General features: G+C 66.5%; 11 protein-coding genes. 3 read left to right on the top strand and 8 right to left on the bottom strand.

All coding sequences use genetic code 11. The features are described from left to right. Nucleotides 1–211: 211 nt before the first annotated feature. The 5 genes from alaS to ACFPPA_RS05425 all read right to left on the bottom strand — a co-directional run bounded on the left by alaS (nt 212) and on the right by ACFPPA_RS05425 (nt 8,763). A complete protein-coding gene (gene alaS / locus ACFPPA_RS05445; protein WP_377318024.1) occupies nt 212–2,839 on the bottom strand; it encodes an alanine--tRNA ligase in 2,628 nt (875 codons plus the stop codon). A gap of 82 nt (nt 2,840–2,921) precedes the next feature. Next, nucleotides 2,922–3,461: a regulatory protein RecX gene (locus ACFPPA_RS05440; protein ID WP_377318022.1), complete on the bottom strand. Its 540-nt coding sequence runs from the start codon at nt 3,459–3,461 to the stop codon at nt 2,922–2,924. 32 nt (nt 3,462–3,493) lie between these two features. Next, a complete protein-coding gene (gene recA / locus ACFPPA_RS05435; protein WP_377318020.1) occupies nt 3,494–4,528 on the bottom strand; it encodes a recombinase RecA in 1,035 nt (344 codons plus the stop codon). A 136-nt stretch (nt 4,529–4,664) separates the two neighbouring features. Then, nucleotides 4,665–5,174, bottom strand: coding sequence for a CinA family protein (locus ACFPPA_RS05430; protein WP_377318018.1), 510 nt, complete (start codon nt 5,172–5,174; stop codon nt 4,665–4,667). 115 nt (nt 5,175–5,289) lie between these two features. Next, entirely contained in the window at nt 5,290–8,763 is a 3,474-nt protein-coding gene (locus ACFPPA_RS05425; RefSeq protein WP_377318016.1) for a chemotaxis protein CheB, read from the bottom strand. 559 nt (nt 8,764–9,322) lie between these two features. Here ACFPPA_RS05425 and mutS point away from each other — a divergent pair. Further along, a complete protein-coding gene (gene mutS, locus ACFPPA_RS05420) occupies nt 9,323–11,911 on the top strand; it encodes a DNA mismatch repair protein MutS (protein WP_377318014.1) in 2,589 nt (862 codons plus the stop codon). A gap of 386 nt (nt 11,912–12,297) precedes the next feature. Then, nucleotides 12,298–14,466 carry a catalase/peroxidase HPI gene (gene katG / locus ACFPPA_RS05415; protein ID WP_377318012.1) on the top strand — a complete coding sequence of 723 codons (2,169 nt, stop codon included), beginning with the start codon at nt 12,298–12,300 and terminating at the stop codon, nt 14,464–14,466. Between the two features lie 95 nt (nt 14,467–14,561). Here the strand turns inward: katG and ACFPPA_RS05410 are convergent, their stop codons facing one another. Both ACFPPA_RS05410 and ACFPPA_RS05405 read right to left on the bottom strand, forming a co-directional pair. After that, a complete protein-coding gene (locus ACFPPA_RS05410) occupies nt 14,562–15,164 on the bottom strand; it encodes a response regulator (protein ID WP_377318010.1) in 603 nt (200 codons plus the stop codon). 131 nt (nt 15,165–15,295) lie between these two features. Next, nucleotides 15,296–15,703: an RNA-binding S4 domain-containing protein gene (locus ACFPPA_RS05405; RefSeq protein ID WP_377318008.1), complete on the bottom strand. Its 408-nt coding sequence runs from the start codon at nt 15,701–15,703 to the stop codon at nt 15,296–15,298. 35 nt (nt 15,704–15,738) lie between these two features. On the opposite strand from ACFPPA_RS05405, the gene ACFPPA_RS05400 reads away from it, so the two are divergent. After that, on the top strand, nt 15,739–16,017 hold the full coding sequence (locus ACFPPA_RS05400) for a hypothetical protein (protein ID WP_377318006.1): 279 nt from the start codon (nt 15,739–15,741) through the stop codon (nt 16,015–16,017). A gap of 13 nt (nt 16,018–16,030) precedes the next feature. Here ACFPPA_RS05400 and ACFPPA_RS05395 read toward each other — a convergent pair whose 3' ends face one another. Then, nucleotides 16,031–16,621, bottom strand: coding sequence for a response regulator (locus ACFPPA_RS05395; protein ID WP_377318004.1), 591 nt, complete (start codon nt 16,619–16,621; stop codon nt 16,031–16,033). Nucleotides 16,622–16,629: the final 8 nt, after the last annotated feature.

Below are 16,629 nucleotides of genomic sequence, written 5' to 3'. Positions count from 1 at the left end.
CATTCCACAGTTCGACGATTGATCCATCGAAGGCCCTACCGCCTTCCCGGCTCACAGCCAAAACACTCCTGAGCGTCCTGACTGGCGACACTATCGTTGCGGATAGCGCCGACACTTCGCCGATAGTAACTGAGCCGGATTCCCGTGCGCAATCCGCGCGAATCTTGACAAATGAAAGGTTCAGGTTCGCAGATTTTCGTCCCAAAGCCGCTCAACGACCGGAAACCCAATCGGGCAACTTGGCAAGAATGGCTGGCAGTCCTGCAACATCGTTGCCGCCTCCCTGGGCCATGTCCGCACGGCCACCGCCCTTGCCATCGATCTGCGCGGCGACATGCGCCACCACGTCGCCGGCCTTGACCCGTCCCAGTGCCTTGCCATGCACACCGGCGATCAGCGAAACCCGGCCATCGACGGCACCGGCCAGCAGGATCACGCAATCGCCGAGCTGCTGCTTGAGTTGATCCACGCTGTCGCGCAACGACTTGGCATCGAGGCCTTCCAGCCGCGCGGCAACCACCTTGATCCCATCGACGTCGATGGCGGAACCGGCCAGGTCGGCGGTAGCGCTGCCGGCTGCCTTGCTGCGCAGCGAATCCAGCTCGCGCTCGAGCTTCTTCTGCCGCTCGAACAGCTGACGCAGTTTTTCCACGGCATCGTCGCCGCTGCTGGAAAGCAGTTGCGACAGCTCGCCCAGGCGACGCTCCTCGTCGATCACGTGGGCCAACGCACCACTGCCGGTCACGGCCTCGATACGGCGCACGCCGGAGGCGACGCCCGCCTCGCTGACGAGCTTGAACAGGCCGATGTCGCCGGTGCGGTCGACGTGGGTTCCACCGCACAGCTCGGTCGAGAACTCACCCATCCTGAGCACGCGCACTTCGTCGCCGTACTTCTCGCCGAACAGCGCCATCGCACCGAATTCGATCGCGTCGTCGTAGGCCATGCTGCGCACTTCGGCAGGCATGTTGCGGCGGACCTCGGCATTCACCATCGCCTCGACCCGGGCCAGCTCGTCACTGCTCATCGGCTTGAAATGCGAGAAGTCGAAACGCAGTCGTTCCGGCGCCACCAGCGAACCTTTCTGCGTCACGTGCTCGCCCAGCACCTTGCGCAGTGCGGCATGCAGCAGATGAGTGGCCGAATGATTGAGCACGATCGCCTGGCGTCGCAGGGCATCCACCCGCGCCTCCACCCGATCGCCACTGCGCAGCGGCTGGGGGCCATGCCAGCGACCGGCGTGACCGAAGAACACGCCGCCCATCTTCAGCGTGTCGTTGATCTCGAACCGACCCGTGGCGGTGAGCAGCTCGCCCGTGTCCCCCACCTGCCCGCCCGATTCGGCGTAGAATGGTGTGCGATCGAGGATCAGCAGGCCCTCCTCGCCATCGGCCAGCTGCCCGACCTGATTGCCGCCACGGACGATCCCGAGCACCTGGCTGCCCTCACTGTGCAGCGCCTCGTAACCGAGGAACAGCGTGGGCTTGAGCTGGCTGGCCAGTTCGGCTGGCATCTGGCCCTTCGCCTCGAAACGACCGGCGGCACGGGCGCGCTCGCGCTGCTCGTTCATGGCGCGCTCGAAGCCCGCCATGTCGACCTCCAGACCGCGCTCGCGCGCGATGTCGGCGGTGAGGTCCGCGGGAAAGCCATAGGTGTCGTACAGCCGAAAGGCATCTTCACCGGCGATCGTCTCGCCGGACCGGCCCGCGACCTCGTCGAATACCCGCATGCCGTGTTCCAGCGTCTCGCCGAAGCGCTGCTCCTCGTTGCGCAGGACTTCCTCGATGAATGCCTGCCGGGCCGTGAGTTCCGGATACGCCTCGCCCATCTGCCCGACCAGCGGCGCGACCATCTTCCAGAAGAAATCGCCGCGCACGCCGAGCATCCAGCCGTGCCGCAGCGCACGGCGGATGATCCGGCGCAGCACGTAGCCGCGCCCTTCGTTCAACGGCAGCACGCCGTCGACGATCAGGAACGCGCAGGCACGGATGTGGTCGGCGATCACGCGCAGCGACTTGTTGCCCAGATCCGCGGTGGCGGTGAGCGCACCGGCGACCCGGATCAGCTCGGCGAACAGATCGATCTCGTAGTTGGAGTGCACATGCTGCAGGATCGCGGCGAGGCGCTCCAGGCCCATGCCGGTGTCCACGCAGGGCGCCGGCAGCGGGCTCAGCGTGCCGTCCGGCGCTCGATCGAACTGCATGAACACCAGGTTCCATATCTCGATGTAACGATCGCCATCCTCGTCCGGTGATCCCGGCGGGCCTCCGGCGATCTCCGGGCCGTGATCGTAGAAGATCTCGGTGGACGGACCGCACGGGCCGGTGTCGGCCATCTGCCAGAAGTTGTCCGAGGCAAACGGCCCGCCCTTGTTGTCGCCGATGCGCACGATGCGCTCGGCGGGAATGCCGATTTCCTTGTTCCACAGATCGAAGGCTTCGTCGTCGGTGTGATAGACCGTGACCCACAGCTTGTCGGCCGGCAGCTTGAAGACCTCGGTCAGCAGCTCCCACGCATAGGCGATCGCCTCGCGCTTGAAATAGTCGCCGAACGACCAGTTGCCCAGCATCTCGAAGAACGTGTGATGGCGCGCGGTGTAGCCGACCTGATCCAGGTCGTTGTGCTTGCCGCCGGCACGCAGGCAGCGCTGCACGTCGGCCGCGCGCACGTAGCCGGGCTTCTCGCTGCCGAGGAATACATTCTTGAACTGCACCATGCCCGAGTTGGTGAACATCAGGGTCGGGTCGTTCGATGGCACCAGCGAGCTGGACGGCACGATGGTGTGCCCCTTGCCGCGGAAATAGTCGAGGAAGGCGGAACGGATTTCGGAAGTTTTCATGCGTATCGTGATGGCTGGCGTAAGGAGACCACACCGGGGCAGCCACTCGATCAGACCATCCATCATCCGTGAAGCATGGATTTCAGGGGATATCGTCGGCGGCTTCGTCCACGTCGGCGTGGGTGACACTCCGTACTGTGGCGGCCGCAAAGCCGCGGCGCAAGAGGAATTGCGCCCGACGGGCGCTTTCGGCAGGGTCCGCGCTGCCCGCGCCGCCATAGCGGCGGCGCAGCTGGGCCGCCGCGGAAGCGTCCCAGTCGACCTCGGCCTGCTCCAGCAAGTCGCGGATCCGCGCATCGGCCACGCCATGGCTTTTCAGTTCGACCCGCAGGCGCACCGGGCCATAGCCCTGGGCAATCCGGCTGCGCAACAACACTTCCGCGAAGCGGTCGTCGTCCTGGTAGTGCTGCTCGCCGAGACGATCGATCGCCGCACTGGTCTCCTCGCCTTCATAGCCGCCCTGGCGCAGCTTGGTTTTCAGTTCCTTGCGCGAGTGCTCGCGACGAGCCAGCAGGCCCAGCGCCTTGTCGTAGGCACTGCGCTTCGGCCTGGCTGGATCGTCCGGACCGGGACGGCGCTTCATGACCACACAAACGGACATGGCCCGGGCGAGCCGGGCCATGTCCAGTACGGGAGGGTGTCAGCCATCACGACTCACGCTTCCTCGAGCGCCTCTTCAGCCGCGGCGGCGGGCTTGCCGACCGGCACCAGCAAGCGGGCCCGCAGTTCGGCGTCCACCTCGTTGGCGATGGCGGGATTGTCGCGCAGGAACTGGCGCACGTTCTCCTTGCCCTGACCGATCCGGTCACCCTTGTAGCTGTACCAGGCACCGGACTTGTCGATCAGGTTTTCCTTCACGCCCAGCTCGATGATCTCGCCCTCGCGCGAGGTGCCCTCGCCGTACAGGATCTCGAACTCGCACTGGCGGAACGGCGGCGCCACCTTGTTCTTGACCACCTTCACACGGGTTTCCGAACCGATGATCTCGTCGCCCTTCTTCACCGCGCCGATGCGGCGGATATCCAGGCGCACCGAGGCGTAGAACTTCAGCGCGTTGCCGCCGGTGGTGGTCTCGGGGCTGCCGAACATCACGCCGATCTTCATGCGGATCTGGTTGATGAAGATCACCAGGGTGCCGGACTTCTTGATGTTGGCGGTGAGCTTGCGCAGCGCCTGGCTCATCAGGCGGGCGTGCAGGCCGACGTGGGAATCGCCCATCTCGCCCTCGATTTCCGCCTTCGGCGTCAACGCGGCGACCGAATCGACCACCACCATGTCGACCGCGCCCGAGCGCACCAGCATGTCGGCGATTTCCAGCGCCTGCTCGCCGGTATCCGGCTGCGACACCAGCAGGTCGTCGACCTTGACGCCCAGCTTCTCGGCATAGGTCGGGTCGAGCGCGTGTTCGGCATCGATGAACGCCGCGGTACCACCGGCACGCTGGCAGCTGGCGATCGCCTGCAGGGTCATGGTGGTCTTGCCGGACGACTCCGGCCCGTAGATCTCGACCACCCGGCCACGCGGCAAACCGCCGACGCCGAGGGCGATGTCCAGCCCCAGCGAACCGGTCGACACGGTCTCGATGGCTTCGTTCACACGGTCGCCCATGCGCATGATCGCGCCCTTGCCGAACTGCTTTTCGATCTGGCCGAGGGCGGAGGTGAGCGCCTTGCGCTTGTTGTCATCCATCGTCTTGTATTCCGGTTGGGCTGTGAATGGAGTGCATGATGCCCGGATCCAATCTCACGGGCTGCGATCAGGACGGATCGCGATAGCGTGGCCAGTATCCCACACCGGTCAAGTCCGTCTGGCGGCCGGACCCCGGTTATTCCGTCAGTGTTTTGCGCACGCCGATGAGCGCCGCCGCCACGGTCTGCCGCCGCACCGCCTCGCGATCGCCGGAAAAGTGGAACAACTGCGCGTGGGCGTACCTGCCGCGGCGCTTCCAGCCGATCCACACCGTACCGACCGGCTTGTCCGGCGTGCCGCCGGATGGGCCGGCGATCCCGGTCACCGCGACCGCCACCCCGGCGCCGAAGCGGGCCAGCGCGCCGGAAACCATCTCGAGCACGGTTTCCTCGCTGACCGCGCCGGAGAGTTCCAGCGTCCGCGGATTGACACCGAGCAACGCCTCCTTGGCCTCGTAGCTGTAGGTCACCACGCCGGTATCGAACCAGGCCGAACTGCCCGGCAGGTCGGTCAGGGTCTTGGCAATCCAGCCGCCGCTGCACGACTCGGCCGTGACCAGCATCAACCGGTGCTGCAGCACCGCACTGGCCACCTCGCCGGCCAGCTCCAGCAACTCGGCATCGGTGGGAACGGACGACAACTCCATGCAAGACTCCCTGACCTGAATGAACCCAAGCGCACGCGCGCTGCGGCGGTTCTACCCGCTCGGGACGAGCCTGTCCAGATGCACCCTCACGGCACCGGCGGATTCACGCGAGCGGTCAGGGCCTCTTCTCCGGCGCACCCAGCGGCAGATCGATGGCACAGCGCACACCGGTCGATACGAAATCCAGCGCCACCCTGCCATCGAGCTCGAACGCCAGGCTGTCGGCGATCCGGCGGGTACCGAATCCACGATGCTTCGGCGTCTTCACCGTCGGTCCTCCGGCCTCGTGCCAACTCAGATGCAGCCATGGCTGATTGTCGATCAGGTGGGTCTTCCAGTTCACCTTGATGCGTCCCCGCGGCACCGAAAGGGCGCCGTGCTTCACCGCGTTGCTGGTCAGCTCATGCAGCGCCGTGCTCAATGCCAGCGCGGCCCGGGGAAGCAACAGCACCTCGTCGCCCTGCACCTGCACACGCTCGTGCCCCGGCTCGCCGTCGGGCCGGTACGGCGCCAGTACACCCGTGACGATGGCGGACAGATCGGCGCCTTGCCAGTCGCTCACGGTCAACAGCTCGTACGCGCTGGACATCGCCCGCACGCGCGCCAGGAAGGCATCCTGCAGCCCCGGCGCATCGGCCAGCGTATGATCCGCGATCGCCTGGATGCTGGTCAGGGTGTCTTTCAGCCGGTGATCGAGCTCGTTGAGCATGACCCGCGAATGCCTTTCGGACCGGCGACGCTCGGCGATGTCGCGAGCGGTCAGCGAGCCGGCGATGACCCGTCCCTGTGCATTCTTCACCGGTGAGTTGGTGACCGCCACCGGAACCATGCGCCCGCCACGCGCCCACCAGATCGTCTCGAATTCGGTCGGGCGCGAATCGCGGCTGCCCCCGGCAAAAATGTCCATGGACGTCGCTGAAGCATCCGGCGGCAGCAGCAAGGACAGCGGCCGGCCGATCGTCTGCGCCGCCGTGTAGCCGAAGATGCGCTCGGCACTGGCATTCCAGCTGCTGATCCGGTCGTCCAGGGTGTAGCCGATGATGGCGTCGCGGGAGGAATCAACGATGGCCGCCAGCTGTCCGCGCTCGATCTCGTGGCGCAGGCTCTGCGTGACGTCGACAAAGGTCAGCACGATGCCGTCGATGACATTGTCGACGGTACGGTAGGGCCGCATGCGCAGAAGGTATGCGGGCTCGTCCGCGGATCCCTGCAAGAGGTGCTCGACGACGCCCAGATGACGCAATACGTCCGCCACGTCCCGTTTCAGCTCGGGATAGTTGATGCGCGCGGAAATTTCGGTGATCGGGCGACCGCGATCCCCCTCGCGCAGGTGGAACAGCTCGGTCATGGCCGGCGTGTAGTTGCCGATGCGCATGTCCCGGTCGAGAAACAGCGTGGCGATCTGGGTGCTGTCCAGCAGATTGCGCAGATCGCTGTTCAGCTGCGTCAGCGTCTCGTTCTTGCTGTTGGCCTCGGCGTTGACGATCTGCAGCTCTTCGTTGATCGACTGCATCTCCTCCTTGGAGGTTTCCAGTTCCTCGTTGGCCGACTGCAGCTCCTCGTTGACCGATTGATATTCCTCGTTCGCCGACTTCAGTTCCTCGTTGACCGATTCATGCAGATCGACCACGGCGTGCAATTGCGTGTAGGCGGATTCCAGCTCGAATTCCAGTGCCTGGATGCGCGCCAGTTCAGCCGACGACGGGTTGTCCGGCGCGGTCCCGCCCAATCCCGATGCCGCCCCGGATTCATCGAACGCCAGCACGCAAAACGCCACCGCTCCTTCGCCATCCACGCCCGGCTCGGCAATCAGTCGCAGCGGCTGGCGGTGGCCATCGGCCTCGATCGAAAGGGCATCCTTGATGACCACCTCCCCGCTGGCGAACGCCTTGCGCACGACGGAGCGGGCCGGTTCGCGCAGATGCTTGTGCAGGAGCCCGAACAGATTGAGGCTGGCCGCCCCCGTGGATGGCGACAGGTAGCGCCCGGTGTCGCCGCCGAAGCGCAGCACGTCATGATTGCTGCCAACGACCACATAGGCCGGCGAGTATTTTTCCAGCACCCGGCGCACATGACGGTCGACGCTGTCATCCATGCCGCGCGCCGCGAAGATCGTGGCACGCGCGGACATCTGCGCCGAGCCCCGCTCGGCAAGCGGAAATGTCACGTCACCACGCACATGACTGCTTTCGCGACGAACATATAGCCGGCACTTCTTGTCCACTTCCCGGAACATGTCCGCGCCGCGACTGGCGCTCTCCGATGACCCGAGCAACAGGAACGCCCCCGGCCGCAGTGCGTAATGGAAAGTCCGGAACAGGCGCTCCTGCAGGTCGGCATTCATGTAGATCAGCAGGTTGCGGCACGAGACCAGGTCCAGTCGTGAAAACGGCGGATCCTTGATCACGCTGTGAGGGGAAAACACGCACATTTCCCGCAACTGCTTCACCACGCAATAATCGTCCCCCTCCTTGGTGAACCAGCGCTGCTGGCGTTCCGGCGAGATCCCCTGCAGTGGACCGCGGAAACGTCCGGCACGGGCGGCGTCGATCGCGCGGTCGTCGATATCGGTAGCGAAGATCTGCACCTTCGGTCCGGCCTGCGAACTCATCGCCTCGCACAGCAAGATCGCGATGGAATAGGCCTCTTCACCGGTGGCGCAGGCGGGCACCCACACGCGCAAGGCGTCCGCGGCGCCCTTGCCGGCCAGCATGGCCGGGATCGCCTTTTCCTGCAGCGCGGCAAACACCGGCGGATCGCGGAAGAATCCGGTGACCCCGATCAGCATTTCGCGGAGCAGGTTCTGGTACTCCTGCGGATGCTGTTGCAGGTGCTTGATGTAATCCGGCACCGTCTCGGTCTGCTGTACCAGCATGCGGCGCTGGATACGGCGCAGCAGGGTACTGCGCTTGTACTGGCTGAAGTCGTGACCCACCTCGCTGCGCAGCAGGCGCCACAGGGTCTGCAGGTGCTCGCTCAGATCCTGGCGGATACCGTCGTCATCCTGCTTCAGGCGTGCAGCGAGCATCTGCTTGCGATAGGCGCGCAGGCGCGCAGGCATGTCCTCGACCGGCAGGATGTCGTCGACCACGCCGGTGGACGCCGCACTGGCCGGCATGCCGCTCATCGCCACATGGTCGAAGCCGGACTGGGCCAGGGTCAGGCCGCCGTGCTCCTTGACCGCGCGCAATCCCAGCGCGCCATCGCTGCCGGTGCCCGAAAGCACGATGCATACCGCGCTATCGCCCTGATCCTCGGCCAGAGAGGTGAAGAACGCATTGATCGGCCAGCGGTGCGCGCGCGGCGGCGCCGGCTTGCTGACCTGCAGGATGCCGTCGGCAATGGTCAGGGTGGCATCGGGCGGAATCACATAGACATGCCCGGCCTCGACCCGGTCGCCATCGGCGGCCTCGGTCACCGGCATCGTGGTGCTGCGCCCGACCAGCTCGGCCAGCAGGCTGACGTGCTGGGGCGCAAGGTGCTGCACCAGCACGTAGGCGAAATCGCCGTCCGCCGGCGTGTTCGCGAAAAAGCTCCGGAAAGCCTCGAGTCCACCCGCCGACGCGCCGATGCCGACGATTAACGGCAAGCCGGCCTTCCCGCCCGTCGCCCCGGGCGCGCGCGTCTTTCGCGTTTTCACCGGCGTGGCCGGTTTGCGCCTGGCCTTGGGGGTGGAGTCTTTCGTCATCGGATTCGGGCTCTGGCGCGAATGGCAGCGAATGCTTGAGCATTATGCGCGACACGCATCGATGTTTCAGCCTGGCGCGGCGACCCGCGGCGGCAGGGAAAAGGAGCCCCTGCGCGGATTTCGTCACGTACCGCCGCCACTCCAGTCGCCGATTTCATGGCGCTCCGCCGCCCCCCCCTGCGCCGGACGTGTTCGGCCGGTCCCGCAAGCTGCCAACCACCCATCGTGCCGAAGTCGGTACCATCCACACTCCCGCCCTCGACAAGGGACGTACCCGAGACACTGGCGCTCGTGCCGCCGATGTTCATGCCATGCCCGACCATCGACGACAGCTGCCGAAGCGCCTTGCACGGCGTGACCCGCCAGGCTGTCCGCGCGCAGCGACAGGCCTGCCGCACAGACGCCACTCTTCACCCGCGCCCCTTGACGGCTGCGCCCGCAACAGCAGAGAACGATCTCCATGAAGCAACGGTCCGCCACCGCCGAAAAAATTCCCGAACACACGCCGTTCATGCGTCAGTACCTCGCGGCCAAGGCCGAGCACCCGCAGGTGCTGCTGTTCTTCCGGATGGGCGATTTCTACGAACTGTTCTATGACGACGCGCGCAAGGCGGCGCGACTGCTCGACATCACGCTGACCCAGCGCGGGCAGTCCGCGGGCGCGCCGATCCCGATGGCCGGCGTGCCGTATCACGCCGCCGAAAACTACCTGGCGCGGCTGGTCCGCCTCGGCGAGTCGGTGGCGATCTGCGAGCAGATCGGCGACCCGGCGCTGGCCAAGGGCATCGTCGAGCGCAAGGTGGTGCGCATCATCACGCCCGGCACGGTCACCGATGCCGCGCTGCTGGAGGATCGCCGCGACAACCTGCTGCTGGCGATCGCGGCCGGCGCGCACGGTGCGCACGGGCTGGCCTGGGTCGACCTGTCCAGCGGCCGCTTCCTGCTCAGCGAGGTCCCGAACGCCGAAGCGCTGGCGGCCGAACTGGCGCGCCTGCAGCCGGCCGAGACCCTGGTCGGCGAGGACGTGGCGTGGCCGAAGCTGGTGGGCAACCTGCCCGGCCTGCGCAAGCGCCCGCCATGGCATTTCGACGGGGATGCGGCACGGCGCGAACTGAACCGCTTCTTCGGCACCCGCGATCTGGGCGGCTTCGGCGTCGACAATCTTCCGCTGGCGATCGCCGCCGCCGGCTGCCTGCTCGGCTACGTCGAGGAGACCCAGAAGAGTGCGCTGCCGCACCTCACCGGCATGGCCGTGGAAAGCGCCGGCGAAACCATCGCGCTGGACGCGGCCACCCGCCGCAACCTGGAGCTGGATACCCACCCCAGCGGCCGCACCGAGCACACCCTGCTGGGCGTGCTGGACGAATCCGTGACGCCGATGGGCGCGCGCCTGCTGCGCCGCTGGCTCAATCGTCCGCTGCGCTCGCGCGACCTGCTGCGGCGCCGGCACCAGGCCATCGGCACACTGATCGACACCCGCCGTTACGACAGCCTGCGCGAACTGCTGCGCGGCATCGGCGACCTGGAGCGCATCCTGGCCCGTGTGGCGCTGCGCTCGGCGCGCCCGCGCGACCTATCCACCCTGCGCGACGGCTTGCTGGCGGCACCGGAGCTGAGGGATCGCATCGGCGATCTGGACAGCCCGCTCCTCCACGCCCTGGTCGAGCGCATCGGCGACCACGCCGACACGGCCACCCTGCTCGCTCGTGCGATCGTGCCGCAGCCACCGGTGCTGCAGCGCGACGGCGGCGTGATCGCCGACGGCTACGACACCGAGCTCGACGAACTGCGCCGCCTGTCCACGCATGCCGACCAGTACCTGGTCGAGCTGGAGGAACGCGAGAAGGCCGCCAGCGGCATCGGCACGCTCAAGGTCGGCTACAACCGCGTGCACGGCTACTACATCGAGATCAGCAAGGGCCAGGCCGACAAGGCGCCCACCCACTACACGCGCCGGCAGACAACCAAGAACGCCGAGCGCTACATCACCGAGGAACTGAAGACCTTCGAGGACAAGGTGCTGTCGGCGAAGGAGCGCTCGCTGATGCGCGAGCGTGCGTTGTACGAGGCCCTGCTCGACACGCTCACCGGAAAACTCGAACCGCTGAAGGCCGCTGCCGCCGCGATCGCCGAGCTCGACGTGCTCGCCACCCTGGCCGAACGGGCCGAGGCGCTGGACTGGAGTGCACCCGAACTCACCGACGAGGCCGGCATCCACGTCGAGCGCGGCCGCCATCCGGTGGTGGAGAAGGTCCGCGACGAGCCATTCGAGCCGAACGACCTGCGCCTGGACGATGATCGCCGCATGCTGGTGATCACCGGCCCGAACATGGGCGGCAAGTCCACCTACATGCGGCAAAACGCGCTGATCGTGCTGCTCGCGCATATCGGCAGCTACGTGCCGGCCGCGCGCGCGGTGATCGGCCCGATCGACCGCATCTTCACCCGCATCGGCGCCGGCGACGACCTGTCGCGTGGCCAGTCGACCTTCATGGTGGAGATGAGCGAGACTGCCAACATCCTGCACAACGCCACTGCCGACAGTCTGGTGCTGATGGACGAAGTCGGTCGCGGCACCAGCACCTACGACGGCCTGTCGCTGGCCCGCGCCGCCGCCGTGCACCTGGCCCGCAACAGCCGCGCCTACACGCTATTCGCCACGCATTACTTCGAGCTGACCGAGCTGGCCAACGAGTACGCCAGCATCGCCAACGTGCATCTCGATGCGGTGGAATATGGCGAGCAACTGGTGTTCATGCACGCGGTGAAGGAGGGTCCGGCCAACCGCAGCTTCGGCCTGCAGGTGGCCGCGCTGGCCGGCCTGCCGAAGTCGGTGATCGCCGATGCGCGGCGCACCCTGGCCGAGCTGGAGAAAGGCATGCACCCCGGCGGCGCCACGCCGCGACGGCAGGAAAGTTCCCCGCAGCTTGGACTGTTCGCGCCGCCCGTTCCATCGGCGCTGGAGACACGGCTGGCCGAACTCGACCCCGACACGTTGACGCCACGCGATGCCCTGGCCGAGCTCTACCGCCTCAAGGCGCTTTCCTGATCCCGCCTTGCTGGCGCTGCATCGCGCCGGCAAGGAACACGCCGGCATCGTCCGAAACCCCGCACAAACGTCCAGGCGACATTTGCGCACGCAGCATAGTCTGAAGCTATCGGTCGAATCGGAACAAACGAATTCCCCCATGGAGATGCCGGGGCTAATGTGGTGATGACGCGACCGCGGGCCAGCCGCCGCCAGCCCCGTCGCGCACCTGCTTGCGCAGTTCGCCGTTCTCGATGCCGAGGCCGCCTGTACGTCGAGGCACGCCTCGTACCCGTCCAGGGTGACTTGCGTCCGGTGCAGCGGGCGGAAATCCATTCAACTTCAGGCGCACCGGCACAGGAACCGACCGGGCCGCTCGTATCACAAGGTCAGAGGGAGAGAGAAACATGTCTACTGAAGCGAAGTGCCCCTTCCATCCCGCCGCTACCGGCACCACCAACAAGGACTGGTGGCCGAACCAGCTTCGGCTCGAATTGCTCAGCCAGCACTCGGAGAAGTCGAACCCGCTCCGCGGAAAATTCAACTATCGCGAGGAGTTCAAGAAGCTCGACTACGCCGCGCTGAAGAAAGACCTGCTGGCCCTGATGACCGACTCGAAAGACTGGTGGCCCGCGGACGGCGGCAGCTACGCCGGCCTGATGATCCGCATGGCCTGGCACGGCGCCGGCACCTACCGCGTCGGCGATGGCCGCGGCGGCAGTGGTCGCGGCCAGCAGCGCTTCGCTCCGCTCAACTCGTGGCCGGACAACGTCAACCTCGACAAGGCGCGCCGCCTGCTGTGGCCGGTCAAGCAGAAGTACGGCCAGAAGATCTCCTGGGCCGACCTGTTCATCCTGGCCGGCAACGTCGCGCTGGAATCGGCCGGCTTCCGCACCTTCGGCTTCGCCGCGGGCCGCGAGGACGTGTGGGAACCGGACCAGGACGTGTCCTGGGGCAACGAGACCGAGTGGCTGGCGGCAAGCAGTACGCCGAACAGCCGCTACGCCAGCAGCAAGCCGGGTGAGCGCAAGCTCGACAACCCGCTGGCCGCCGTCCAGATGGGCCTGATCTACGTGAACCCGGAAGGCCCTGACGGCAACCCCGATCCCCTCGCGGCGGCGCACGACATCCGCGAAACCTTTGCCCGCATGGCGATGAACGACGAGGAGACGGTGGCGCTGATCGCCGGCGGCCACACCCTCGGCAAGACCCACGGCGCCGGTCCCGCCGAGAACGTCGGTGTCGCCCCGGAAGCGGCGCCGCTGGAAGCGCAGGGCCTGGGCTGGGCCAGCGGGCTCGGCAGTGGCAAGGGCAAGGATGCGATCACTTCCGGCCTGGAAGTGACCTGGACCCGCACCCCGTCGCAGTGGAGCAACGACTTCTTCAAGTTCCTGTTCGACTTCGAATGGGAGCTGGAAAAGAGCCCGGCCGGTGCCCACCAATGGGTGGCCAAGGGCGCCGACGCGATCATTCCCGGCCCGACGCCGGATTCACCCGCGCGCAAACCGACCATGCTCACCACCGACCTGTCGCTGCGCTTCGACCCGGCCTACGAAAAGATCTCGCGCAGGTTCCGCGACGATCCGCGGGCGTTTGCCGAAGCTTTTGCGCGCGCCTGGTTCAAGCTGACCCACCGCGACCTCGGTCCGAAGTCGCGCTACCTCGGCCCCGAAGTCCCGGCCGAAGACCTGCTGTGGCAGGATCCGCTGCCCAAGGCGATACACAACCCCAGCGCGGCCGACCTTGCCGATCTCAAGGCGAAGATCGCCGCGTCGGGCCTGAGCGTGTCCGAGCTGGTATCCGTCGCCTGGGCCTCGGCCTCGACCTTCCGCGGCGGCGACAAGCGCGGCGGCGCCAACGGCGCGCGCATCCGCCTGGCCCCGCAGAAGGACTGGGCGGTCAACGCCAACGCGGTCAAGGCGCTGCCGACGCTGGAGGAAATCCAGAAGGCCTCCGGCAAGGCCTCGCTGGCCGACGTGATCGTGCTTGCCGGCGGCGTGGGTATCGAGCTGGCGGCGAAGGCCGCGGGCATCAGCCTGGAAGTGCCGTTCACTCCCGGCCGCGTGGATGCCAGTGCGGAACAGACCGACATCGAGTCGTTCAGCCACCTGGAGCCCCTGGCCGACGGTTTCCGCAACTACCTCCAGGGCAAATACAGCGTATCGGCCGAGGCGTTGCTGGTGGACAAGGCGCAACTGCTGACCCTGACCGCCCCCGAAATGACGGTGCTCGTGGGTGGCATGCGCGTGCTCGATACCAACGTCGACCCAACCCCGCACGGGGTATTCACCAGGCGGCCGGAGGTACTGACCAACGACTTCTTCGTGAACCTGCTCGACATGGACACGCAGTGGAAGGCGAGCCCGGACGCCGGGGACGTGTTCGAGGGACGCGATCGCCGGACCGGCGACCTCCGCTGGACCGGTACCCGCGTCGACCTGATCTTCGGTTCGAACTCCCAGCTCCGTGCCCTGGCGGAAGTCTATGCCGGCGCGGATGCGCAGGAGAAGTTCGTTCAGGACTTCGTCGCGGCCTGGAGCAAGGTGATGAACCTCGACCGCTTCGACTTGGCGTGATCCCGCGGATGGGCCCTTGATTTCCGGTCCATCCAGATAAACGACGACGGCGCGGATGCATCCATCCGCGCCGTCGATTCTTCCGCGCTCGGCGGTCAGGCGATCAGGCGGGGGCGCTGCAACTCCTGATACACACCCTCGGGCAACTGGTGCTCGGGATCGGGCATGGCCACGTCGGGAATCGCATCGAGTACTTCGCCGGCCAGCTCCGGTGCCACGGCGTCCACCGGATCGGCATGGTGCCGCGGCGGCAGCCGGCCCGCAGCCACCAGTACGCCAATGCGCCGGCACACGTCATCCCGGTCGAACGGCTTCTTCATGAAATCGTCGGCGCCGTAACGCTGCAGGTAGAACTGCTCGGTCGCCTGCTGGTTGCCGCTGATCATCACGATCGGGATGTGGCAGGTCAGCGGGTCGTGACGCAGCTTGCGCAACACGGTGAAGCCGTTCATGCCGGGCATCACCACATCCAGAAAAATCAGCGCGGGCTGCTCGCGGCGCGCCAGCTCGATGGCACTCGCGCCATCGACCGCCTTCAGCACGCGGTAGCCGTCCTTGCCCAGCATCTTGCCGAGCACGGCGCAGATGGTCGGCGAGTCGTCGACCACCAGCACGCGTGCACCGAGAGTTGTCTGCACGTACTGCTCTTTGGCGGCGGTGTTGCCGAGCAGTCGCTTGATGAAACCGATACTGGTCATTCGTGTGAGCCCGTCCATGCAAGTCCCCTGGTCTCGGGGGAGTGCGCAGCGGGCGTACTCCCGATGGATTTGCATGCATGCTCACCCAGATCGCCGCGGGAATATGCGACGTACTGCTCAACGTGAGCTTTTCATCGCAAGTCCTTGATCTGACGCAACTGACGCCTCGCCTGCTTGTCGGGGCGCTTGAGCGGATGATCGAACGCCGCACCGGTCAGCCGGCGCTCTTCCCGCAGCGTCTCCCGTGCGACCCGGCTGGCGTCGGTTTCGCGATACAGCTGCTGTGCCTCGCTGGCCGGGCCACGTTTCCCGGACAGGCCCAGCACATGCACCTCCAGCCGCTCCCCGGCGCGGCCGATCGTCAGGCGATCGCCCACGCGCAACATCCTGGCGGGCTTGCAGCCGGCGTCGTTGAGCTCGACCCGCCCACCCTCGATGGCCTGTTTGGCCAGACTGCGGGTCTTGAAGAAACGGGCAGCCCACAGCCATACATCCGCACGCACTTCCGCTGGTTCGCGAAGATCGTTCATCGCTGGCATTATCGCTTCCCCGCCAGCGGATAGGGAATCAAGCGATGCGCCAGGACGTGACCAGCATTCTGATCGGACTGCTTCTGTTCGTTGCCGGCTATCTGCTCGGTCGGTTCGGCGCGAGGATGGCTTCGACGCGCCGGTCACGCAGGGCCTGGAAACCGAATGAGGCGATCAGCGACGCCGAGATCGAGGCCGAGATCCGGGCCGGGCGGCAGATCGATGCGATCAAGCTCTATCGCCGGCGTGACGGCAGCGGCCTGAAGGAAGCCAAGCAGGCCGTCGATGCCATGATCGCGCGGATCAAGGCCGGATCGCCCTGAAAGAGTTGCCCATTCAGGGCTGGCCGTCCGTCGGCGGCAGCATATCCTGCGGATCGGGCATGGCGATATCCGGAATCGCCGCATGCTCGGCCTCGCTGTGTTCGGACGGCGCCGGCAGCGACTCCCCGGGCTCGCGCTCACGCACCACAAGGCGGCCGGTCTGGGTCAGGTGCTGGATGCGTGCGAACACCTCGCCCCGGCCGAACGGCTTCTTCATGAAGTCGTCGGCGCCGAAGCGCTGCACATAGAACTGCTCGGTCGCCTGCAGGTTGCCGCTGATCATCACGATCGGGATGTCGTGGGTCCGCGACTCGCGGCGCAAGGCGCGCAGCACCGCAAAACCGTTCATGCCCGGCATCACGATGTCCAGGAAGATCAGGTCCGGGAGCTCCTTGCGAGCCATAGCGATGGCGGATTCTCCGTCCCCGGCCTTGAGCACCACGTGGCCGTCCTGGGCCAGCATCTTGCCCAGCACCGCACGGATCGTCGCCGAATCGTCCACCACCATCACATGCACGCCCTTGGGCACGCCGCTGCGGGGCGCCGCGCGGCGCTCGCCATGATCACCGCCGAAGAATCGCCGGATCAGTTCGAAACCTGCCATGACATGAG

It is taken from the genome of Rhodanobacter ginsengisoli, from assembly GCF_042657065.1.
Taxonomy (GTDB): domain Bacteria; phylum Pseudomonadota; class Gammaproteobacteria; order Xanthomonadales; family Rhodanobacteraceae; genus Rhodanobacter; species Rhodanobacter ginsengisoli.
Note: the sequence above shows the minus strand (reverse complement) of the source record. Positions and strands in the feature narration are given on the sequence as shown.

What these genes read in the sequence shown, in the direction of transcription:
- ACFPPA_RS05400 (WP_377318006.1), top strand. Translation starts at nt 15,739, where the DNA reads ATGCGCCAGGACGTGACCAGCATTCTGATCGGACTGCTTCTGTTCGTT.
- alaS (WP_377318024.1), bottom strand. Translation starts at nt 2,839, where the DNA reads ATGAAAACTTCCGAAATCCGTTCCGCCTTCCTCGACTATTTCCGCGGC.
- recA (WP_377318020.1), bottom strand. Translation starts at nt 4,528, where the DNA reads ATGGATGACAACAAGCGCAAGGCGCTCACCTCCGCCCTCGGCCAGATC.
- ACFPPA_RS05410 (WP_377318010.1), bottom strand. Translation starts at nt 15,164, where the DNA reads ATGACCAGTATCGGTTTCATCAAGCGACTGCTCGGCAACACCGCCGCC.
- ACFPPA_RS05405 (WP_377318008.1), bottom strand. Translation starts at nt 15,703, where the DNA reads ATGCCAGCGATGAACGATCTTCGCGAACCAGCGGAAGTGCGTGCGGAT.
- mutS (WP_377318014.1), top strand. Translation starts at nt 9,323, where the DNA reads ATGAAGCAACGGTCCGCCACCGCCGAAAAAATTCCCGAACACACGCCG.
- katG (WP_377318012.1), top strand. Translation starts at nt 12,298, where the DNA reads ATGTCTACTGAAGCGAAGTGCCCCTTCCATCCCGCCGCTACCGGCACC.
- ACFPPA_RS05430 (WP_377318018.1), bottom strand. Translation starts at nt 5,174, where the DNA reads ATGGAGTTGTCGTCCGTTCCCACCGATGCCGAGTTGCTGGAGCTGGCC.
- ACFPPA_RS05395 (WP_377318004.1), bottom strand. Translation starts at nt 16,621, where the DNA reads ATGGCAGGTTTCGAACTGATCCGGCGATTCTTCGGCGGTGATCATGGC.
- ACFPPA_RS05440 (WP_377318022.1), bottom strand. Translation starts at nt 3,461, where the DNA reads ATGGCCCGGCTCGCCCGGGCCATGTCCGTTTGTGTGGTCATGAAGCGC.